General features: G+C 61.8%; 22 protein-coding genes. 9 read left to right on the forward strand and 13 right to left on the reverse strand.

The features are described 5' to 3' along the window. The first annotated feature begins 96 nt into the window (after positions 1–96). Positions 97–990 carry a PA4780 family RIO1-like protein kinase gene (locus tag ACM6IM_RS20750; protein ID WP_414866176.1) on the forward strand — a complete coding sequence of 298 codons (894 nt, stop codon included), beginning with the start codon at positions 97–99 and terminating at the stop codon, positions 988–990. Between the two features lie 161 nt (positions 991–1,151). Here the strand turns inward: ACM6IM_RS20750 and cueR are convergent, their stop codons facing one another. The 3 genes from cueR to ACM6IM_RS20765 all read right to left on the reverse strand — a co-directional run bounded on the left by cueR (position 1,152) and on the right by ACM6IM_RS20765 (position 4,426). Then, positions 1,152–1,565 carry a Cu(I)-responsive transcriptional regulator gene (cueR, locus tag ACM6IM_RS20755; protein WP_192307821.1) on the reverse strand — a complete coding sequence of 138 codons (414 nt, stop codon included), beginning with the start codon at positions 1,563–1,565 and terminating at the stop codon, positions 1,152–1,154. Further along, a complete protein-coding gene (locus ACM6IM_RS20760) occupies positions 1,562–3,955 on the reverse strand; it encodes a heavy metal translocating P-type ATPase (protein WP_414866177.1) in 2,394 nt (797 codons plus the stop codon). Before ACM6IM_RS20760 ends, cueR begins: the two co-directional genes overlap by 4 nt. An 87-nt stretch (positions 3,956–4,042) precedes the next feature. After that, positions 4,043–4,426 (reverse strand): hypothetical protein, encoded by a 384-nt coding sequence (locus tag ACM6IM_RS20765; protein ID WP_414866178.1) that lies wholly within the window; start codon positions 4,424–4,426, stop codon positions 4,043–4,045. Between the two features lie 148 nt (positions 4,427–4,574). On the opposite strand from ACM6IM_RS20765, the gene ACM6IM_RS20770 reads away from it, so the two are divergent. Both ACM6IM_RS20770 and ACM6IM_RS20775 read left to right on the forward strand, forming a co-directional pair. Further along, on the forward strand, positions 4,575–4,772 hold the full coding sequence (locus tag ACM6IM_RS20770) for a cation transporter (protein ID WP_192307824.1): 198 nt from the start codon (positions 4,575–4,577) through the stop codon (positions 4,770–4,772). 199 nt (positions 4,773–4,971) lie between these two features. Then, complete coding sequence (locus ACM6IM_RS20775; protein ID WP_192307825.1) at positions 4,972–6,168, forward strand: multidrug effflux MFS transporter; 1,197 nt, start codon at positions 4,972–4,974, stop codon at positions 6,166–6,168. Positions 6,169–6,175: 7 nt separating this feature from the next. Here ACM6IM_RS20775 and ACM6IM_RS20780 read toward each other — a convergent pair whose 3' ends face one another. The 3 genes from ACM6IM_RS20780 to ACM6IM_RS20790 form a co-directional block, all read right to left on the reverse strand. Further along, complete coding sequence (locus ACM6IM_RS20780; protein WP_192307826.1) at positions 6,176–6,346, reverse strand: hypothetical protein; 171 nt, start codon at positions 6,344–6,346, stop codon at positions 6,176–6,178. A gap of 134 nt (positions 6,347–6,480) precedes the next feature. After that, the gene (locus tag ACM6IM_RS20785) at positions 6,481–7,494 is read right to left on the reverse strand and encodes a zinc-binding alcohol dehydrogenase family protein (protein WP_201193536.1); all 1,014 of its coding nucleotides are present in this window, start codon (positions 7,492–7,494) and stop codon (positions 6,481–6,483) included. Between the two features lie 30 nt (positions 7,495–7,524). Beyond that, entirely contained in the window at positions 7,525–7,818 is a 294-nt protein-coding gene (locus tag ACM6IM_RS20790) for a putative quinol monooxygenase (RefSeq protein WP_414866179.1), read from the reverse strand. A 120-nt stretch (positions 7,819–7,938) separates the two neighbouring features. On the opposite strand from ACM6IM_RS20790, the gene ACM6IM_RS20795 reads away from it, so the two are divergent. After that, positions 7,939–8,868, forward strand: a complete 930-nt coding sequence (locus ACM6IM_RS20795) for a LysR family transcriptional regulator (RefSeq protein ID WP_192307829.1) — start codon at positions 7,939–7,941, stop codon at positions 8,866–8,868. A 314-nt stretch (positions 8,869–9,182) separates the two neighbouring features. Beyond that, positions 9,183–9,920, forward strand: a complete 738-nt coding sequence (locus ACM6IM_RS20800; RefSeq protein ID WP_192307830.1) for an ArsR/SmtB family transcription factor — start codon at positions 9,183–9,185, stop codon at positions 9,918–9,920. Positions 9,921–9,972: 52 nt separating this feature from the next. Here ACM6IM_RS20800 and ACM6IM_RS20805 read toward each other — a convergent pair whose 3' ends face one another. Beyond that, positions 9,973–10,926, reverse strand: a complete 954-nt coding sequence (locus ACM6IM_RS20805; protein ID WP_201193533.1) for an adenosine deaminase — start codon at positions 10,924–10,926, stop codon at positions 9,973–9,975. A 209-nt stretch (positions 10,927–11,135) separates the two neighbouring features. Here ACM6IM_RS20805 and ACM6IM_RS20810 point away from each other — a divergent pair, with 209 nt between their 5' ends. Continuing rightward, positions 11,136–12,224, forward strand: a complete 1,089-nt coding sequence (locus ACM6IM_RS20810; protein WP_201193531.1) for a calcium:proton antiporter — start codon at positions 11,136–11,138, stop codon at positions 12,222–12,224. 72 nt (positions 12,225–12,296) lie between these two features. Here ACM6IM_RS20810 and ACM6IM_RS20815 read toward each other — a convergent pair whose 3' ends face one another. The 3 genes from ACM6IM_RS20815 to ACM6IM_RS20825 all read right to left on the reverse strand — a co-directional run bounded on the left by ACM6IM_RS20815 (position 12,297) and on the right by ACM6IM_RS20825 (position 14,987). Continuing rightward, a complete protein-coding gene (locus tag ACM6IM_RS20815; RefSeq protein WP_192307832.1) occupies positions 12,297–13,655 on the reverse strand; it encodes an 8-oxoguanine deaminase in 1,359 nt (452 codons plus the stop codon). Positions 13,656–13,925: 270 nt separating this feature from the next. Continuing rightward, the gene (locus ACM6IM_RS20820; protein ID WP_414866180.1) at positions 13,926–14,612 is read right to left on the reverse strand and encodes an SDR family oxidoreductase; all 687 of its coding nucleotides are present in this window, start codon (positions 14,610–14,612) and stop codon (positions 13,926–13,928) included. A gap of 24 nt (positions 14,613–14,636) precedes the next feature. Continuing rightward, entirely contained in the window at positions 14,637–14,987 is a 351-nt protein-coding gene (locus ACM6IM_RS20825) for a MerR family transcriptional regulator (protein WP_201193527.1), read from the reverse strand. An 84-nt stretch (positions 14,988–15,071) separates the two neighbouring features. Here ACM6IM_RS20825 and ACM6IM_RS20830 point away from each other — a divergent pair, with 84 nt between their 5' ends. Further along, positions 15,072–15,500, forward strand: coding sequence for a hypothetical protein (locus tag ACM6IM_RS20830; protein WP_414866181.1), 429 nt, complete (start codon positions 15,072–15,074; stop codon positions 15,498–15,500). Between the two features lie 353 nt (positions 15,501–15,853). Here ACM6IM_RS20830 and ACM6IM_RS20835 read toward each other — a convergent pair whose 3' ends face one another. The 3 genes from ACM6IM_RS20835 to ACM6IM_RS20845 form a co-directional block, all read right to left on the reverse strand. Then, positions 15,854–16,435, reverse strand: a complete 582-nt coding sequence (locus ACM6IM_RS20835; protein WP_414866182.1) for an IMPACT family protein — start codon at positions 16,433–16,435, stop codon at positions 15,854–15,856. A gap of 7 nt (positions 16,436–16,442) precedes the next feature. Beyond that, on the reverse strand, positions 16,443–17,093 hold the full coding sequence (locus ACM6IM_RS20840) for a TetR/AcrR family transcriptional regulator (RefSeq protein WP_192307837.1): 651 nt from the start codon (positions 17,091–17,093) through the stop codon (positions 16,443–16,445). 95 nt (positions 17,094–17,188) lie between these two features. Next, a complete protein-coding gene (locus ACM6IM_RS20845; RefSeq protein ID WP_192307838.1) occupies positions 17,189–18,109 on the reverse strand; it encodes a LysR family transcriptional regulator in 921 nt (306 codons plus the stop codon). A gap of 138 nt (positions 18,110–18,247) precedes the next feature. Here ACM6IM_RS20845 and ACM6IM_RS20850 point away from each other — a divergent pair, with 138 nt between their 5' ends. After that, a complete protein-coding gene (locus ACM6IM_RS20850) occupies positions 18,248–19,597 on the forward strand; it encodes an aspartate aminotransferase family protein (RefSeq protein WP_192307839.1) in 1,350 nt (449 codons plus the stop codon). Between the two features lie 65 nt (positions 19,598–19,662). Further along, positions 19,663–21,156, forward strand: a complete 1,494-nt coding sequence (locus tag ACM6IM_RS20855) for a CoA-acylating methylmalonate-semialdehyde dehydrogenase (protein WP_192307840.1) — start codon at positions 19,663–19,665, stop codon at positions 21,154–21,156. Positions 21,157–21,277: the final 121 nt, after the last annotated feature.

Below are 21,277 nucleotides of genomic sequence, written 5' to 3' on the forward strand. Positions count from 1 at the left end.
GTTCATAGGTCGGCAACCCCTCCCGCCCGGGAAAGGATTGCCGTATAACGAATGACTTTCGCGTGTTTGGTAATAAAGGACCCACAATAAAAGCTGATGAAGACTCCAAAACGCATTGAACCCCTGATCGAGGACGGTCTGGTCGACGAGGTGCTGCGCCCACTCATGAGTGGTAAAGAAGCAGCGGTGTATGTGGTGCGCTGCGGCAATCAGCTGCGTTGCGCGAAGGTCTACAAGGAGGCGAACAAACGCAGTTTTCGTCAGGCGGCCGAGTATCAGGAAGGCCGCAAGGTGCGCAACAGTCGGCAGGCCCGGGCCATGGCCAAGGGCTCCAAGTTCGGTCGCAAGGAGGCCGAAGACGCCTGGCAGAACGCTGAAGTGGCGGCATTGTTCCGCCTGGCCAATGCCGGTGTGCGGGTGCCCAAGCCGTATGACTTCCTCGAAGGCGTGCTGCTGATGGAGTTGGTGGCCGACGAGTACGGCGATGCCGCGCCACGCCTGAACGACGTGGTGCTGGAGCCGGACCAGGCGCGCGAGTATCACGCGTTCCTGATTTCGCAGATCGTGCTGATGCTGTGTACCGGTCTGGTGCACGGTGACCTGTCCGAGTTCAATGTGCTGTTGACGCCGACCGGCCCGGTCATCATCGACCTGCCGCAAGCGGTCGACGCGGCGGGTAACAACCATGCGTTCAGCATGCTGGAGCGGGACGTGGGCAACATGGCGTCCTACTTCGGGCGGTTTGCCCCGGAGCTGAAAAGCACCCGGTACGCCAAGGAAATGTGGGCCTTGTATGAGGCCGGCACCCTGCATCCGGGCAGTGTCCTGACCGGCGAGTTCGCCGATACGGAAGAACTGGCCGATGTCGGCGGGGTGATGCGCGAAATCGAAGCGGCGCGCCGTGATGAAGAGCGCCGGCAGGCGGCCCTTGCCGCAGACGATGCGCCGCCGAACAAAACCGAAGAGCCGCCGCCTCCGTGGATGCAGTGATCGGTTGAGACAGAAAAAAACCGGCTTCGGCCGGTTTTTTTATGGTGGGTGGGTTCTGAAGGGGCAACCGCCGCCCGGAGCGCGCCCGTCCCGCTGTCGAGCGCCTTCCAATCTGGGAGCGGGCCGGCCGCGAACACCGCCTGACAGCCAGCACGTCTGTTTCAGGCTGGCACCGATGAATCACAACACCCCGACGCCAGATTCTTCAGGATTGGGCAGTCCGGCCGGTGATCGCCCTGACAATGCTCCACCAGGTCCTGCAGGGTGTCGCGCAACTGGCCCAGCTCGCGGATTTTCTGCTCCAGCTCGTCGATGTGCTGACGGGCCAGCGCCTTCACGTCCGCACTGGCACGCTGGCGGTCTTGCCACAGGGCCAGCAGTTTGCCGACCTCTTCCAGGGAAAACCCCAGATCCCGCGAACGCTTGATGAACGCCAGCGTGTGCAAGTCGTCATCGCCGTACAGCCGATAGCCGCTGTCGGTGCGATGGGCCGCCTTGAGCAAACCGATGGACTCGTAATAACGGATCATCTTCGCGCTCAGGCCACTTTGACGGGCTGCTTGGCCGATGTTCATCGGTCATCCTCCAGGTCCTTGGGTTTCCAGGTTTTCAACAGTAGCGCATTGCTCACCACGCTGACGCTCGATAACGCCATTGCCGCGCCAGCCAGCACCGGGTTGAGGAAGCCGAACGCGGCCAGCGGGATGCCGATCAGGTTATAGACGAAGGCCCAGAACAGGTTCTGCCGGATCTTCGCATACGTCTTGCGGCTGATTTCCAGCGCCGCCGGCACCAGGCGCGGATCGCCGCGCATCAGGGTGATCCCGGCCGCGTGCATGGCGACGTCGGTGCCGCCGCCCATGGCAATGCCGATGTCGGCGGCGGCCAGGGCCGGGGCGTCGTTGATGCCATCGCCGACCATCGCCACCACCCCGGTTTTTTTCAGGGCCGCGACGGTGGCGGCTTTGTCGGCTGGCAGCACCTCGGCGTGGACATCCTCGATGCCGAGCGCTTCGGCGACCACTCTGGCGCTGCCGCGGTTGTCACCGGTCAGCAAGTGGCTGCTGATCTGGCGCCGGCTGAGTTGTTGCACCGCCTGCAGTGCGCCGGGCTTGAGGGTGTCGCCGAACGCGAACAGGCCCAGCACTTGCGGTTGTGGCGATTGCGCGATGAGCCAGGACAGGGTGCGGCCTTGGTTTTCCCAGGCACTGGCGGAATCTGCCAACGGACCGGCATTCAAGCCACTGTCTTCCAGCAGGCGCCGATTGCCCAGCGCGAGCCGACGGCCCTGGAGGGTGCCGGCGATGCCGCGTCCGGTCAGCGATTGGCTGTCGCTGACGTCCGCCACGGTCAAGCCGCGTTCGGCACAGGCGTCCAGTACCGCTTTGGCCAGCGGGTGTTCGCTGCCGCGTTGCAGGGCGCCCGCCATTTGCAGCAGGGCGGCTTCGTCTGCGTCAACGGCGGTCATGTGAGCGATGCGCGGAGCGCCGGACGTCAGTGTGCCGGTTTTGTCGAACACCACCGCGCTGACTTCATGGGCGCGTTCCAGGGCTTCGGCATCCTTGATCAGAATCCCGTGGCGCGCGGCCACCCCGGTGCCGGCCATGATCGCGGTCGGCGTGGCCAGGCCGAGGGCGCACGGACAGGCGATCACCAGCACCGCGACAGCGTTGATCAACGCGGTTTCCAGCGGCGCGCCGTACAGCCACCAGCCCACCAGGGTTGCCAATGCGAGCAGCAGGACCGCAGGCACAAACACCTGGCTGACTTTATCCACCAGTTTCTGGATCGGCGCTTTCGCCGCCTGAGCGTCCTCCACCAGCCGGATGATGCGCGCCAGTACGGTTTCCGCCCCGAGGGCCAGGGTACGTACCAGCAATCGGCCTTCGCCATTGATGGCACCACCGGTCACCTTATCGCCGGGCTGTTTCGGTACGGGCAGGCTCTCACCGCTGATCAGTGCTTCATCGGCGTGGCTCTGGCCCTCGATCACTTCACCGTCCACCGGAAAGCGCTCACCGGGTTTGACCAGCACCAGGTCATCGAGGCGCAAGGCGCTGATGGCGACGTCCTGTTCATGGCCGTCGATCACCTGCACAGCACGCTCCGGGCGCAGCGCTTCGAGGGCGCGGATGGCACTGGCGGTCTGGCGCTTGGCGCGGCTTTCCAGGTATTTGCCCAGCAGCACCAGAGCGATCACCACTGCGGACGCTTCGAAATACAGGTGCGGCATGCGTCCGGCGGCGGTGGCCCACTCATAGAGGCTCAGGCCGTAGCCGGCGCTGGTGCCGAGGGCGACCAGCAAGTCCATGTTGCCGGCACCGGCACGCAGCGCTTTCCAGGCGGCCACATAGAAGCGCGCGCCGAAGATGAATTGCACCGGGGTGGCCAACGCGAACTGCACCCACGCCGGGAGCATCCAGTGCACACCGAACGGTTGCAGCAGCATCGGCAACACCAGCGGCAGGGCGAGCGCGATCGCCAGGATCAACGCCCAGCGCTCACGGTGCAGGTGCTGCTGTTGCGTATCGGTCTGCGGTTGTTCGGGCTGCCAGACGCTGGCGCTGTAACCCGCCCGGGACACCGCATCGATCAGGGTTTGGGGGGCGACCTGCCCAAGCAATTCGAGGTGGGCGCGTTCGTTGGCCAGGTTGACGCTGACGCGCCTGACACCCGGCACCTTGCCCAACGCCCGTTCGACTCGACCGACGCAGGAGGCGCAGGTCATGCCGTCGATGCTCAGTTCCAGGTTGTGCTGCGGCACGCTGTAGCCCGCTTGTGCCACTGCCTCCACCAGCGCCGGCAGGCTGTCGCCCGGCGCCTGCACCCGAGCCTGCTCGGTGGCCAGGTTGACACTGACCGCCGTGGCGCCAATGACTTTGCTCAAGGCACGCTCGACACGCCCGGCGCAGCTGGCGCAGGTCATGCCGGCAATCGGCAGATCGAAAGTGATGGATTCGGACATCGGTCGCGCTCCCTGTAGAAGATGCCTACAGGATCAACCTTGCCATGCGGGCAAGGTCAAGCGCCATGTTCCAGATCAAATGCGACGTCAGTAATCCAGGGCTGCCTGCTTCAGGTACATGCCTTCCTGGGTCATGGCGATCCGGTACTTCAACACATCACCGGCCTTGAGCGTGATGACCTGCGAGCCCGGCGCGAGCATTCCGGGGTTGCAACCCGGCGCCTGGCCGGGCAGCAGTTTGAGACGCAGCGAGACATCGCCCGGCGGCAGGTTGAACGAGGTGCTCTGTTCCTGGAACAGCCGCGCCGACAGTTGATCCTGCAGGTACACGCCGATTTCGCAACTGGTCGACACTTCCAGGCGCTCGCGGGAAATGATCAGGACGCCGTAATCCTCACCGGCAGCATGGGCCGAGGGCACGGCGGCGGAAAGGCTGAGCAAGCCAAACAGGCTGAAAGCTGACCAGCGCATGGCTGAATCTCCTGAGTTCGAGTCATTGATGCTCGCAGCTTGGCCGAGCGCGGCGCCGATTGCCAGCCCGGCAGCGAATCTCAGAACTTGACCTTGCCATGGTGGAAAGGTCGAGACTGTGCGCAACCTCATCAAAAGGAGTCATTGCATGCAAGTGTTCAACGTTCAAGGCATGTCTTGCGGCCATTGCGTCAAGGCCATTACCCAGGCGCTGCAGGCGAAGGATCCCGCGGCCAGCGTGCGTGTCGACCTGGCGGCAAAGGAAGTGGGCGTCGAAAGCGCACTGACCGTCGATCAAGTGATCGCAGCGATCAGTGAAGAAGGCTATGAAGTGAAAGTTGCCTGAACACTTCCCTGTGGGAGCCAGGCCCGGTCAAGGGCATTGATATTGACTGACGCCCGCGCAATCGCGAGCAAGCTTGCTCCCACAGTGTTTTGCTTCCATTCAGCAGGTTTTTAATAGTTAGCGAGCTATCGGAATGTTCAAGGCGGCCAGGCACGGCTAGACTGTCGGGCTTGCTGACCTCAGTCCCACTGGATGCCTGATGAACCTCCGTACCATTTTGATACTCGGCGCCCTGAGCGCTTTTGGGCCGCTTGCGATCGATTTCTACCTGCCGGCCTTCCCGGCGATGGCCCTGGCGTTCGGCACCGATGAACAGCACGTTCAACTGACGCTGGCCGCGTATTTCCTCGGCCTGTCCATCGGCCAGCTGGCGTACGGCCCGGTGGCGGATCGTTTCGGCCGGCGCGTGCCATTGCTGACGGGCGTCGGCCTGTTCACCGTCGCGTCCCTGGCGTGTGCCTATGCGCCGAACCTGGAGTGGCTGATGGGCGCGCGCTTTGTCCAGGCATTGGGTGGCTGCGCCGGCATGGTGATCTCCCGGGCGGTGGTCAGCGACAAGTGTGATGCCGTGGGCTCGGCCAAGGTCTTTTCCCAACTGATGCTGGTCATGGGCCTGGCGCCGATTCTCGCGCCGATGCTCGGCGGATTGCTGGTCAACACCACGGGCTGGCAATCGATTTTCCTCGCCTTGACCGGTTTCAGTGCGATGGCGGGGCTGGCTGTGGCGCTGGGGTTGCCGGAAAGCATGCCCGCGCACCTGCCGCGTCAACCGCTGTCAGGGGCGCTGCGCCAGTACGGTCGCCTGCTGAAGGATCCGGTTTACCTGGGCCACGCCCTGACCGGTGGCATCGCCATCGCCGGGATGTTTGCCTACATCGCCGGTTCGCCGTTCGTTTTCATCAAGCTCTACGGGGTTCCGGCCGAGCACTTCGGCTGGTTGTTCGGTACCAACGCGGCAGGCTTCATTCTGGTGGCGCAGGTCAACGCACGCCTGCTGGCCAAGCGCGGGCCGGCGTATCTGCTGGTGCGCACCGTTTGGATTTACCTGGCGGCGGCCCTGACGCTGTTGGCTGTCAGCTCCCTGCACACCGAGCAATTGTGGCCGCTGTTGGTGCCGCTGTTCATCTGCATCTCCAGCCTCGGTTGCATTCTGCCCAATGCTTCGGCGTGTGCCATGACCGGGCAGGGTGCGCGCGCCGGCAGTGCGTCGGCGATGCTCGGTTGCCTGCAATTCAGCGTCGCCGCCGGGGCCGCGTCGCTGGTGGGTGTCTTGTATGACGGCAGCGCGATGCCGATGGCCATGGTCATCAGCCTGTGCGCGATTCTGGTGGTGAGTGCGGCGATGCTCACCCGACGTCTGCAAAATGCCCGGGCATTGGCGCAAGCCCAGGTCTGAGGAGGCCTCAGCCAGCCGCTCGGTGCTGGTAGACGGGGATCGGGTGAGGGGCTTGCAGGCGCGCTTCGAGGGTGCGGGTAAAGGCGCGGGCTTCGGCTTCGGTGCGGAATGTCACAGCGTGTTGATCCAGGCGGACCTGCCACTGGGAATGTGCCAATTCTTTTATCAGGATCTTCATTGCTGACCTCCTCGGTTAAAAGATTGCATCGCAGAGGTCACGATTGTAGACCCCCGTGCAATCAAAACCATGACAACGATCAACCTTCGGACTGACGGCGTCGCCCTGGCGGGCGACGCGTGTTTCAACCTGTTTCAGAAGCCTTCGAGCACGATCTTGCCCTTGGATGTTCCGCTTTCAAGCAGCGCGTGGGCGCGTCGCAGGTTGGCCGCATTGATGCTCCCGAAGTGCTCGCCGACCGTGGTTTTCAAGGTCCCGGCGTCGATCAGCCCGGCGACCCGGTTGAGCAGTTTGTGTTGCTCGATCATGTCCGGGGTTTCGAACAGCGAGCGGGTGTACATGAACTCCCAGTGCAGCGACAGGCTCTTGCGCTTGAGCTTGGTCACGTCCAGGGCCTTCGGGTCATCGATCAGCGCGAGCTGGCCTTGCGGCGCCAGGGCTTCGACCAACTGGTCCAGGTGATGATCGGTCTGGGTCAGGCTGGCGACGTGGGTGACATTCGCAACGCCTGCGTTTTTCAGGGCTTCGCTCAACGGCTGGCTGTGATCGATCACCAGGTCGGCACCCAGTTCACGGACCCAGCTCTGGGTTTGCGGTCGCGAAGCGGTGCCGATCACCGTAAGGCCGGTCAGTTGGCTGGCCAACTGCGTCAGGATCGAACCCACCCCGCCGGCCGCGCCAACGATCAGCAGGCTCTGGCCTTCATCGGTTTTGCCTTCGCGCACTTGCAGGCGTTCGAAGAGCAATTCCCAGGCAGTGATGGCGGTCAGCGGCAGGGCGGCGGCTTCGGCGAAACCCAGGGTCTTTGGCATGTGGCCGACGATGCGCTCGTCCACCACGTGCAATTCGCTGTTGCCGCCAGCACGGGCGATCGAGCCGGCGTAGAACACCTTGTCGCCGGCCTTGAACAACGTCACTTCGCTGCCGACCGCCTTGACCACACCGGCGACGTCCCAGCCCAGCACTTTGGGCGCACCACCTTCAGGCTGGACGTTCTGGCGGACCTTGGTGTCCACGGGATTGACCGAGATGGCTTTGACTTCGACCAGCAAATCGCGCGGGCCGGCGACCGGTTCTGGCAATTGGATGTCCTGCAGGGATTTTTCGTCGCTGATCGGCAACGAGGCGTAGTAGGCGATGGCTTTCATGAGGGATTCCTGAGCAGTAGTAAAAAGGGGTCAAACCAGGGCGCGCAGGCGCTTGAGGTCGAAGTGTTCGATCAGCTCGCCGGCCGAGGCGCGAAAATGCTGGATGTGGGCGCTGGCATCATGGGCCTGCAGCGCTTCGTCGCTGCTCCATTGTTCAATCATGTAGAAAGCCAGCGGGTTGGCCAGGTCCTGGTGCAAATCGTATTGACCACAGCCGGCTTCGGCGCGGGTCGGTTCCAGCAGGGCACGCAAGTGCTGCTCAAGTGCGTCCTGCTGGCCAGCTTTGGCAATCAGCGTGGCAATGGCGGTGAAAGGCTGCGACATGTTCGGCTCCGTGAGCAGGTTGATTGCGATGGGGTCGATGATTGGCTATTTCTCTGCAAGATAAAACCCGCTAAAAGAGCAGTCTCTTTCAATATATTTTTGATAATTGGGGCTTGAGCCATGTTGCGTTTCGATGACCTGCAGCTGTTTGTCCGGGCGGCGGACCTGGGTAGCCTGTCGGCGGCCGCCCGGGGCATGGACATGTCGGCGGCGGTGGCCAGCGCCGCATTGAAGCGCATCGAGCAGCAACTTGGCGCCCGGTTGCTGGCTCGATCCACACGCAGCCTGCGCCTGACCGCCGAGGGCGAAGGGTTCCTCGAGTATGCCCGGGCCGCGCTGGGCAACCTGGACGAAGGCCGCCGCTTGTTGGCCCGTGGCCAGGATCAGGTCAGCGGGGTGCTGCAGTTGTCGGCACCGTCGGATTTCGGGCGCAACCTGCTGCTGCCCTGGCTGGACGAGTTTCAGCGCGAGCACCCGAAACTGACCGTGCGTTTGCTGTTGGGCGATCGTATCGCCGACCTGTTTCGCCAACCTGTGGACATTGCCCTGCGTTACGGCGAGCCGGAAGATTCGAGCCTGGTGGCGTTGCCCATCGCCCCGCAGAACCGACGTGTGTTGTGTGCCGCGCCGAGTTACCTGGCCCGGCATGGCGAGCCGCGCCAACTCGAGCAACTGGCGCAGCACAATTGCCTGCTGTACATGCTCGGCAGTCGGGTTCATGACCACTGGAGTTTCCACGACGGCAAGCGTGAAGTCAGCCTGACGGTCAGCGGTGACCGCTTCAGCGACGATGCCGATGTGGTGCGCTTGTGGGCGCTGTCGGGCGCGGGGATCGCCTACAAGTCCTGGCTCGACGTGGCCGCCGATGTGCTGGCCGGTCGCTTGAAAGTGCTGATGCCGGAGCTGCTCTGTGAGCGTGCACCGCTGAATCTGCTGTGCGCCCATCGCGCACAATTGAGTAAGCCGGTGAACCTTCTGCGGGAAATGCTTGCCAGCCGATGTACTCGTCTGGGCGGTCAATTTCCCGGGTTGGCGGGGGCTGATCATTAGTCGCGAGAAAATAGCGAAATTTCTCTCAGGATCAATCACCACCAATGGTTTCCGGGGGGCAGGAACCGGCGATCAACGCGCTTATACTAGCGCCGCCTCATGTGCGCAGCGTCGAGCTTGCCATGGCGAGTCCGCGTCCGAGCCGCCCGGCTCTGCGGTCAATCACCGGTCTTTGCAAGGTCTGCGAAGCCGTGGCTTGGGTGAGTGGATGGCTCTGCCCGGTTTATGGCGGTTTCCACGTCTTGGCCGACGACACATTACTGGTCAAGATATCTCTGAGCAGTAGACGAAACGATTCAACAGGGAGTGAATACATGGAACATGCACCTTGCATCAGCCAGATTGCCACGTTGCTGTCTGACCCAAAGCGCAGCGCAATGATGTGGGCCTTGATGGACGGCGCGGCGCGACAGACCGAAGAGCTGGCATTGCTGGCCCGCCTGTCGCCGTCCTCGGCCAGTGCGCACCTGGGCCGTTTGTCCGCCGGAGGTCTGTTGAAAGTCGAAACCCGTGGCCGCAAGCGGTTCTTCCGCCTGGCCGCGCCCGAAATCGGCGCTGCGATCGAAGCGCTGGCCAGTGCAACGATTGCCAGTACCCCTCGGGACATTCCCGACGTGTTCAAGCGCAACACGACCCCTATCCCGATACGCCAGGCGGCGCCTTCGTCATTGTTGCGCGCCCGGCTCTGTGACGATCATCTGGGCGGCACGCTGGCCGCCGATCTCTACCAGCGCCTGCTGGACGCAGGCTGGATCGAGCAGTTCGATCATCGGGTGTCGATCACCCACAAGGGCGCGACGCAACTGGCGAATCGCGGGGTGTTCGTCCAGGCATTGGCGTACAGCACCAGCAAGGCGGCCTGTGCCTGTCCCGACTGGAGCGAAAGGCGTCCGCACATGGGCGGTTCTCTGGGGGCGGCGCTGTTGCAACTGTTCATGCAGTCCGGGTGGCTGAGCCTGCCAAACGATTCCCGCGCCTTGCACATCACCTCGGCAGGGCAGCGCGAAATCCACCGCTTCGCCAAGGAAACCGAACTGGAAATGGCGTTGTAGGCGCAAGGCGGGAGCGGCGGCGAAGACTCGACTCGCTCGCTCCCACACCGGCTTAGGGTTTGACCAAACGGGCGTCCAAGCTGTTTTGCGCCAGGCGTTTGGCCTGGTCCTGGGTCATGCCCAGATCGGTATACAGCGCGTGGAAGTTCTCGGTCACGTAACCGCCGAAGTACGCCGGGTCATCCGAGTTCACGGTGACCTTCACGCCACGCTCGAGCATGTCGAGGATGTTGTGCTGGGACATGTGATCGAACACGCAAAGCTTGGTGTTGGACAGTGGGCACACGGTCAACGGGATTTGCTCGTCGATGATCCGCTGCATCAGGCGCTCGTCTTCGATGGCGCGCACGCCATGGTCGATACGCTGGATTTTCAGCAGGTCGATGGCTTCCCAGATGTACTCCGGCGGGCCTTCTTCACCGGCATGGGCGACGGTCAGGAAACCTTCGTGGCGGGCACGGTCGAACACGCGCTGGAACTTGCTCGGTGGGTGGCCCATTTCCGAGCTGTCGAGGCCGACGGCGACAAACGCATCGCGGAACGGCAGCGCCTGATCCAGGGTTTTCTGGGCTTCGTCTTCACTCAGATGGCGCAGGAAACTCAGGATCAAACCACTGGTGATGCCCAGTTGTTGCTCGCCATCCTTCAGCGCGGCGGCGATGCCGTTGAGCACCACTTCAAAGGGAATGCCACGGTCGGTGTGGGTCTGCGGGTCGAAGAACGGTTCGGTGTGAACCACGTTCTGCGCCTTGCACCGCAGCAGGTAAGCCCAGGTCAGGTCGTAGAAGTCCTGCGAGGTGCGCAGGACGTCGGCGCCCTGGTAGTACAGGTCGAGAAACTCCTGCAGGTTATTGAAGGCGTAGGCCTTGCGCAGGGTTTCGACATCGCTCCACGGCAGGGCAATCCTGTTGCGTTCGGCCAGGGCGAACAGCAGCTCGGGCTCCAGCGAACCCTCGAGGTGCAGGTGCAGTTCTGCCTTGGGCAGGGCGTTGAGCCAATCGTACATAGTTGAAATCTCATCAGGTGCAATGGCGGCATTCTACAGATGCTGGCGGTAATAATTGATAAAACCTGACCGGGCGGTTCATTCATGCCATCGGGGCCGCACGAAAATGCACAGGCATTCGTGGGCTAAGGTGTAACGAAACGTTAGCGCGACGGCGCAGTCAGTAGCTCATCGCAGCGATTTCGCTCCACTTGGCACAAAGGCCCGGCATGCTCACATTTCTCAAGCAAGAACGATTCCTGCTATTGGCCCTGGTCGCTGCATTCGTCGCCTATCCACTGGAGCACTGGATGCTGCACAGCGGTCAGGCGATCGCGCTGCTGGCCGGCCTCATCCTGATTGCATTCATCGTCGCCGCCTCCATGCGCGTTGCCCATCACGCCGAATTGCTCGCGGAAAAAGTCGGCGATCCCTACGGCACGATGATCCTGACGCTGGCGGCGGTGTTGGTCGAAGTGGTGATTCTGGCGATCATGATGAGCAACGAAGCGTCACCGACATTGGTGCGCGACACCATTTACTCCGCCGTGATGCTCGACATCAACGGCATCCTCGGCCTCGCCGCGTTGATGGGCGGAATCAAGCATGGTGAGCAGTCCTACAACGATGACTCGGCGCGCAGCTACAGCGTGATGATCCTCACCGCCATGGGGGTGTCCATGGTGGTGCCGGAGTTCATCCCCGAGGCGAAGTGGAAAATCTATTCGGCGTTCACCATCGGTGCGATGGTCGTGCTCTACACCTTGTTCCTGCGCATGCAGGTCGGGCCGCACAGCTATTTTTTCAGCTACAGCTATCCGGAAAAACGCCGCAGGCAAGTGCCCGAAGAAACGCCGGAGCCGATCAATCTCGGGTTGAGTATCGGCACGTTGGTGTTTGGCGTAGTGGTGATCGGGGCATTGGCCGAGGTCATGTCCAAAACCCTCGACCTGGGCCTGGAGGGCACGGGCGCGCCGCCGGTCATCACTGCGATTCTGGTGGCGGCGATTTCCGCTGCGCCAGAGATTCTGACCGCGTTGCGCGCGGCGCTGGCCAACCGCATGCAGTCGGTGGTCAACATCGCCATGGGGGCTTCGTTGTCGACGGTGATCCTGACGGTGCCGGTGATGGAAGCGATGGCGCTCTATACCGGCCAGCCGTTCCAGATGGCGATGACCCCGGTGCAGACCGTGATGATTTTCCTGACCCTGATCGTCAGTGCAATCAACCTCAACGATGGCGAAACCAATGCCATCGAAGGCATGACCCATTTCGTCCTGTTCGCCACGTTCATCATGTTGTCGATCATCGGCCTGTGACCCTCAGCAACCGAACTGGGAGCAAGCCTGCTCGCGAAAAATCAGGCTTGCTCCCACCGCTTGTGGGGGGTATCAGGAGCCTGCAATCAATTGCCGCGCTGCCTGACGGTGATCGGCGATCAATCCTTTCAGGTCCAGCCCCTCGACCTGGCCGTCGATCACCCGCCACTTCCCGCCAATCATCACCCGGTCCGCGCGATCGGCGCCGCACAGCAGCAACGCCGACAGCGGGTCATGGCTGCCGGAGAACCGCAGCTCATCGAGCTTGAACAGCGCCAGGTCCGCCTGCTTGCCCACCGCGAGCTCACCAATGTCATTACGCCCCAGCAGGCTGGCCGAACCTTTGGTCGCCCACCCCAGCACCAACTCGGGCGTGATTTTTTGCGCGCCATAACGCAGGCGCTGAATGTAGAGCGCCTGGCGGGCTTCCAGCATCATGTTCGATGCATCGTTGGACGCCGAACCGTCCACCCCCAGCCCCAGCGGCGCGCCTGCGGCTGTCAGCTCCAGCGTCGGGCAGATCCCGGACGCCAGGCGCATGTTCGAGCTCGGGCAATGACAGATGCCGGTGCCGGCCGCGCCGAGGCGGGCGATTTCGTCCGGATTGAAATGGATGCCATGGGCCAGCCAGGTACGCGGTCCGAGCCAGCCGACGCTGTCCAGGTAATCCACAGTGCGCAGGCCGAAGCGCTGCAGGCAGAAGTCTTCTTCGTCGAGGGTTTCCGCCAGGTGAGTGTGCAGACGCACGTCGAGGCTGTTCGCCAGTTCGGCACTGGCGGACATGATTTGCGGCGTCACCGAGAACGGCGAGCAGGGCGCCAGAGCAATCTGGATTTGCGCCCCGTCGCCGCGTTCATGGTACTCGGCGATCAGCCGTCGACTGTCGTCGAGAATCACCTCGCCTTCCTGCACGGTCTGCTGTGGCGGCAGGCCGCCGTCCTTTTCCCCCAGGCTCATGGAACCGCGCGTCAGCATGGCGCGCATGCCCAGTTCGCGGACGCTCTCGACCTGCACGTCGATTGCATTTTCCAGGCCTTGCGGAAACAGGTAGTGGTGATCGGCGGCAGTGGTGCAACCGGACAACAGCAGTTCGGTCAGCGCGACTTTGCTGGCGAGGGCGAGTTTTTCAGGGGTGAGCCGCGCCCACACCGGGTACAGGGTTTTCAGCCACGGGAACAGCGGCTGATTGACCACCGGCGCCCAGGCGCGGGTCAGGGTTTGATAGAAGTGGTGATGGGTGTTGATCAAGCCGGGGAGGATCACATGTTCGCGGGCATCGAATACCTGTTCGCAGGGCGCGGAGGGTGACTGGCCGCTGGCGAGCATTTCGACGATGACACCGTCTTGCACGACCAGCCCGCCACGGGCATCCAGGCCATTGGCAGTGAAGATCGCGAGGGGATTTTTTAACCAGGTACGGGTCGCAGGCATGTTGGCCGGCTCCTCTGAAAGTGGGTTCAGGTTAGCCAGCTCAGTGATTACCCTGTCTGCTGATCCAGGGACGCCGCGGGGGCGAGGTGCGCAGTGTCGAACAAAACCCCTGAGTGGGCAAGCCCGTTGCGACCTGGCGACACATGACTATCTGTGCAATTGATCTCGTGGGAGCGGGCTTGCTCGCGAAAGCGGAGTATCAGTCGCCATAAATGTTGAATGACACTTCGCTTTCGCGAGCAAGCCCGCTCCCACAGAAAAATGGTGGAGTTACCAGGGAATGACCTCACCCTTGTAGTTCACGAAGTGATGCCCGCCCTTGCCGGTGTAGGCGTTCACTTGATCCACCAGCCCACGGGTGCTGGTTTCAACATCCAGATCGGCGCCTTCACCGCCCATGTCGGTTTTCACCCAACCCGGGTGCAATGACAGCACCGTGAGTTTCTGCTCGCCCAGTTGCGTGACGAAGCTGTTGGTCATGGAGTTCAGGGCCGCCTTGCTCGCCTTGTACAGCGCCAGTTCCGGCGCATCGGGCATGGTCACGCTGCCGAGGCCCGAGCTCATGAAGGCCAGGACACCGGTCTCGGGGCGTATCTGCCCGACGAAGCGCTGCGCCAGGTTGATTGGCGCCACGGCGTTGGTGAAAAACAACTGGCCCACCTCTGCCAGCGTCGCGCCGCCCGGCGTCTGCACGTCAGGCCCCTTGACCCCGGCATTGACGAACAGCAGGTCAAACACGTCGCCCTTGAGTTGTTGGCTCAAGGCGATGACCGCCTGTTGATCATCCATGTCGAGTTTTTCAATCCGTACCTTGCCCAACGCCTGCAAGGCATCGGCTTTCTGCGGGTTACGCACGGTGGCGGTGACTTGCCAACCATCGGCCAGCAGGGTTTTCACCAGGCCCAGGCCGAGGCCGCGAGAGGCGCCGATGATGAGTGCGGTTTTAACCTTGGACATACAGGGTTCCTTGAAAAGTGACGTTCATGGATTCAATGGACAACGCTGGCCGAGCCGACGTTGCAACTCGCTGCGCAAGGCGCCGAGTTCGTCCATTCGGTTTTCAATCAGTTTCAGTTTGTCTTGCAGCAACTGCGTGACGGCACTGTCCGGGTCGGGCGACTGCCACAACGCGGCGACGCTCTGGCCGATCTCGCCAAGGGTAAACCCCAGGCGCTGAGCGGTCTTGATGTACAGCACCAGTTGGAGCATTTCCGCCGGGTAATCGCGATAGCCGTTGGCGCTGCGTTGCGCGACGATCAAACCGCGTTGCTCGTAGAAGCGCAGCGTGTCACGGCTGACCGCGCTGGCCTGGGCTAATTCACCGATGCGCATCCTGACCTCTCGAAAGGGGGCTTGACCCTGGAGCATACTCCAGGCTTTAGCCTGGATGCTCCTTGAATCGATGGAGTAATAAGGATGTGGACTTCAACGCAGTATCGCCGCCTGGTGCGCGCAAGCGCCTGGTATGACTTGATCGTGACGGCAGCGTTTGTCACGCCGTGGAGCTTTGCCGCCTTACAGGGCATTTTGTCGAATGTGAGCCAGGCCTATGCGTTGCCCGGCGAATTGCCAGTGTTCGCGCCGCTGCACATGCTGATGGCCAATCTGCTGGGGTCGATCGTGTGCGTGTGGGCGGTGCTGCGGATTCGTGATCCGCAGGTGGTGTTTGGGCGATATGACGCGGTCGGCCGGTTTCTGTTCGCGTCCTGGCAATTGTATGCCTTGCTGCACGGGGCCAGTTCGCTGCTGGTGGTTATCCTGGTGTTCGAATTGGCCTGGGGCGTGGCTCAAGTGTTGCCGCTCCGAGCGCTGAAGCCCCTCCCGTGGGAGCGTGCCTGCTCGTAGTGCGTTCTGGCAGCCACCTGTAAAGCCTGATCAAAAAACGATCAACGCCGTGCAACCCATGCCGGGTAAAGAACTGCGCCAGCCATGAACGGGTTATCCACAGGTTGCTCCACAGTATTTGTGCGCAAGCTTGAAACGCGGGCATAAGTACCGATCTGCTTTCTTCTAAAGGTGATAAAACGCCCTAACTGATTGTTTCAAGGCCATTTTCAGCCCATGGGAGGAAGATTGAACGAAAAATGAACAATGCCCGCAAAGCCGCATGACAGAAGGGTTACAGCGGTATGTGCTCAGGTTATCCACAGCCAGGTGCACAGTAGATGTGGGCAATGTTCCAGGTCATTCACGGGGCGTCAGCGATGCAACAGGATGCGCCCGCGACTCAGGTCCGCGAGCTGTTTTTGCAATGTCTCGATCTGCGCTTCGCCTATCGCCAGTTGTAACTCGACCCCATTGGCGGTGAAGGTTTCCCCCGTCACCAGGCCGCCCAGATCCGCTACCCGAAGTTTCACCAGCGTCAACTCTGCGAATCCGCAGGCGCAACTCACGGGGACGCGGCTGATCAACTCGATCTTCGGTGCCGCTTGCAGGCATTTGTTGGCACCGCCCCCGTAAGCCCGGGCGAGGCCGCCGGTGCCGAGCTGAATGCCGCCGTACCAGCGGATCACCAGCACCACGACCTGGTCGCAATCCTGTGCCTCGATCGCCGCCAGAATCGGTCGACCGGCGGTACCGCCCGGTTCACCGTCATCGGTGCTGCGATATTGATCGCCCAGCTTCCAGGCCCAGCAGTTGTGCGTGGCATTCAGGTCACTGTGCTGGTCGATGAACGCCTGAGCTTCGGCGGGGCTGCCCACCGGGGCGGCGAGGGTAATGAAGCGGCTTTTGCGAATCTCTTCGCGGTATTCGCAAAAGTCGCTGAGAGTAAAGGGCATAAGTGTCTTAAATGGTCGGAGTCAGGCCGCAGCCCTTGAGAATGATGCGGATCAGGTTGTCCCCAGCTTCTTCCATGTCCTGTTTGGTCAACTTGGCGCGACCACTGACCCGACAGATCTGCGTGGCGAAATCCGCATAATGCTGGGTGCTGCCCCACAACAGGAAGATCAGGTTGACCGGGTCGACCGGGTCCATCTTGCCGGCATCGATCCACGCCTGGAACACTGCCGCCCGGCCCTGGAACCAGTCGCGGTAATCCTGGTTGAAATATTCGGTCAAGCATTCGCCGCCGCTGATGACTTCCATGGCGAAGATGCGCGAGGCTTGTGGCTGGCGGCGGGAGAATTCCATTTTGGCGCGGATGTAGCGGGTCAGCGCTTCGGCCGGATCGTCCTCGGCGGTGAGGCTGTTGAAGGTGCTGTCCCACAGCTGCAGGATGTTGCTCAGCACCGCCACATACAACCCCAGCTTGTTGGTGAAGTAGTAATGCAGGTTGGCCTTGGGCAAACCGGCGTTCAGGGCGATGGTGTTCATGCTCGTGCCCTTGAACCCGTGGCGGGCGAACTCGTCTTCGGCGGCTTTGATGATGGTCTCTTCGTTCTTCTGACGAATGCGGCTGGCAGGTTTGCCGCCGTGAGCGGGAACTTCAAAGGTCATAGGCACTTCCAGACAGAGGGGTGGGTGCAAGCATTGTGTTGATAGCGCACCCGCAGGGGCTACGACAAGTCCCGAGGCAATAAAACCTCGCCAAGCTAGCGCGTCGCGGCCAGGCTTTCCAAAAAGCTCTCCAGCACCAGATGTGCACGGCGGCCCTTGCGGGTGACGGACGCCAGGCTCAGGTCGTAGAAGCGCGCCTTGGGTTTCAGTGCACGCAAGCGACCTTGTTGAACCCAGAGACTGGCGTAGTGATCCGGAAGGTAGCCGATGTAGCGCCCGGTCAGGATCAGAAAGGCCATGCCTTCGCGGTCGGAAGCGCTGGCGGTGCAGTTGAGGGCCTGGTAATGCGCTTGAATGTCCGCCGGCAAACGGAACGTCGGGGCGATAGCGTCCTGGCTGTTCAGGCGTTCATCGTCCAGTTGTCGATCATCGACGTAGAACAACGGATGACCCACCGCGCAATACAGCAGCGAACGTTCACTGTAGAGCGGTTGATACTCAAGCCCCGACAGCGCGCTGGCCTGGGGCACCACGCCGACATGCAGGCGCCCGTCGAGCACACCTTGTTCGACTTCGTTGGGCGCGATCATGCGAATCTGGATCTGCACGTCCGGCCCGCGTTCCTTCAATTGCGCCAAGGCATGGGTGATGCGCATGTGGGGAAGGGTCACGAGGTTGTCGGTCAGGCCAATGATCAATTCGCCGCGCAGGTGCTGATGCAGGCCGTTGACCTCGGTGCGAAAACTCTCCAGGGCACTCAATAGCTGCAAGGCTGACTGGTAGACCTCGCGACCTTCCTCGGTCAGGGAGAATCCGGCTCGACCGCGCTGGCACAGGCGCAGGCCGAGGCGCTGTTCCAGATCGCTCATTTGCTGGCTGATTGCCGAGCGTCCGATGCCCAGCACCGATTCCGCCGCGGAAAAACCGCCGCATTCCACCACGCTGCGAAAAATCCGCAGCAGACGGATATCAAAGTCGCTGACTTGTGCTAACGGATCGGGGCGACGACTGCTCATACGCTGACTGCTCAAAGTTTAGTGGATGGCTGACTGAACATTATAAAAGTTGGATTTCATCGACTTTATCCCCGTGGCAAGTTAGCTGCAAGAACGCTTTCATCTCCACGCCGCTTATCGCCCTGCGAGGTTTTGCCCATGAACTTGCCCGAAAACGCACCGACTTCCCTGGCCAGCCAGCTCAAGCTCGATGCTCACTGGATGCCCTACACCGCCAACCGTAATTTCCAGCGCGACCCGCGGCTGATCGTGGCGGCCGAAGGCAGCTGGCTGACGGACGACAAGGGGCGCCAGGTTTACGACTCGTTGTCCGGTCTGTGGACCTGCGGTGCCGGGCACACCCGCAAGGAAATCCAGGAGGCGGTGGCCAAGCAATTGGGTACCCTCGATTACTCGCCGGGCTTCCAGTACGGTCATCCGCTGTCGTTCCAGTTGGCCGAGAAAATCACCGACCTGACCCCGGGCAACCTCAATCACGTGTTCTTCACTGACTCGGGTTCCGAGTGCGCCGATACCGCAGTGAAAATGGTCCGTGCCTACTGGCGCCTGAAAGGCCAGTCGACCAAGACCAAAATGATCGGTCGTGCCCGTGGCTATCACGGTGTGAACATCGCCGGCACCAGCCTGGGTGGGGTGAACGGCAACCGCAAGCTCTTCGGTCAGGCGATGATGGATGTCGATCACCTGCCGCACACCTTGCTGGCGAGCAATGCCTATTCCCGTGGCATGCCGAAAGAGGGCGGTATCGCCCTGGCGGATGAGTTGCTCAAACTGATCGAATTGCATGACGCGTCGAACATCGCCGCAGTCTTCGTCGAGCCAATGGCCGGTTCCGCTGGCGTGCTGGTTCCGCCTGAAGGCTACCTCAAGCGTTTGCGCGAAATCTGCGATCAACACAACATCCTGCTGGTGTTCGACGAAGTGATCACCGGCTTCGGCCGTACCGGCACCATGTTCGGCGCCACCACCTTTGGTGTGACCCCAGACCTGATGTGCATCGCCAAGCAAGTCACCAATGGCGCGATTCCGATGGGCGCGGTGATTGCCAGCTCCGAGATCTACCAGACCTTCATGAATCAGGCGACGCCGGAATATGCGGTGGAGTTCCCGCACGGCTACACCTACTCGGCGCATCCGGTGGCGTGTGCCGCTGGCCTGGCAGCCCTCGACCTGCTGCAAAAGGAAAACCTGGTGCAGAGCGTGGCCGACGTCGCGCCGCATTTCGAAAAGGCGCTGCACGGCGTGAAGGGCGCGAAGAACATCATCGACATTCGCAACTTTGGCCTGGCCGGCGCTATCCAGATTGCACCGCGTGATGGCGACGCCATCGTGCGCCCATTCGAAGCGGGCATGGCGCTGTGGAAAGCCGGGTTCTACGTGCGCTTCGGCGGCGACACCCTGCAGTTCGGCCCAACCTTCAACAGCAAGCCACAAGACCTCGATCGCCTGTTCGACGCGGTCGGTGAAGTGCTGAACAAAATCGACTGATTTTCCCTTCTATATAGAGGCGTCCTTCGACGGGGCGCCTGTGGACAACTTTTCAGGAGCCCCGCATGAGCGTTATTCCGCATTTGATCAATGGCGAACTGGTCACCGAAGACGGTCGCGCGACCGACGTGTACAACCCGTCCACCGGTCAGGCGATCCACAAGCTGCCATTGGCCAGCCGCGAAACCATTCAGAAAGCCATCGATTCGGCCAAGGCAGCGTTCCCGGCTTGGCGTAACACGCCGGCGGCCAAGCGTGCGCAGGTGATGTTCCGCTTCAAGCAACTGCTGGAACAGAATGAAGCGCGTATCGCCCAACTGATCAGCGAAGAACACGGCAAGACCCTGGAAGACGCGGCAGGTGAACTGAAGCGCGGTATCGAGAACGTCGAGTTCGCCTGCGCGGCGCCGGAAATTCTCAAGGGCGAATACAGCCGTAACGTCGGCCCGAATATCGATGCCTGGTCGGATTTCCAACCGTTGGGCGTGGTGGCCGGTATTACGCCGTTCAACTTCCCGGCGATGGTCCCGTTGTGGATGTACCCGCTGGCAATCGTCTGCGGCAACTGCTTCATCCTCAAACCCTCCGAGCGTGATCCGAGCTCGACGCTGCTGATCGCCCAGTTGTTGCTGGAAGCGGGTCTGCCCAAAGGCGTACTGAACGTGGTGCATGGCGACAAGGCGGCTGTGGATGCGCTGATCGAAGCACCGGAAGTCAAGGCGCTGAGCTTTGTCGGTTCGACCCCGATTGCCGAGTACATTTATGCCGAAGGCACCAAGCGCGGCAAACGTGTCCAGGCGTTGGGCGGAGCGAAGAACCATGCGGTGCTGATGCCGGATGCGGATCTGGATAACGCCGTCAACGCACTGATGGGCGCGGCGTACGGTTCTTGCGGCGAGCGTTGCATGGCGATCTCGGTGGCCGTGTGTGTGGGCGACCAGGTGGCGGATGCGCTGGTGGCCAAGTTGGTGCCACAGATCAAGGCCCTGAAAATCGGCGCCGGCACTTCCTGCGGCCTGGACATGGGACCACTGGTGACCGGCCAGGCCCGCGACAAGGTCAGCGGCTATGTGGAAGACGGCGTCGCGGCCGGCGCGAAGCTGGTGGTGGACGGCCGTGGCCTGAGCGTTGCCGGGCATGAGGAGGGTTTCTTCCTGGGTGGCTGCCTGTTCGATAACGTCACGCCAGAGATGCGCATCTATAAGGAAGAGATCTTCGGGCCGGTGCTGTGCGTCGTTCGGGTCAACAGCCTGGAAGAAGCGATGCAACTGATCAACGATCACGAGTATGGCAACGGCACTTGCATCTTTACCCGCGACGGGGAAGCCGCGCGGTTGTTCTGCGATGAGATCGAAGTCGGTATGGTCGGCGTCAACGTTCCATTGCCGGTACCGGTGGCCTACCACAGCTTTGGTGGCTGGAAGCGTTCGCTGTTCGGCGATCTGCATGCCTATGGTCCGGACGGTGTGCGTTTCTACACCCGTCGCAAGGCCATCACCCAGCGCTGGCCGCAACGTGCGAGCCATGAAGCGTCGCAATTCGCTTTCCCAAGCTTGTAAGCGGAAGGGAAGAAGGCCGAGCCCCCTGGGGCTCGGCCTTCGTCTTTCTGGGCTTTTTTGACTCATGTGACAGAAATATGAAAATAGGTGTTGACGGCAGATTCTGGACGTCTATAATTCG

It is taken from the genome of Pseudomonas sp. IT-P12 (assembly GCF_949767465.1).
In the GTDB taxonomy this organism is placed as follows: Bacteria; Pseudomonadota; Gammaproteobacteria; order Pseudomonadales; family Pseudomonadaceae; genus Aquipseudomonas.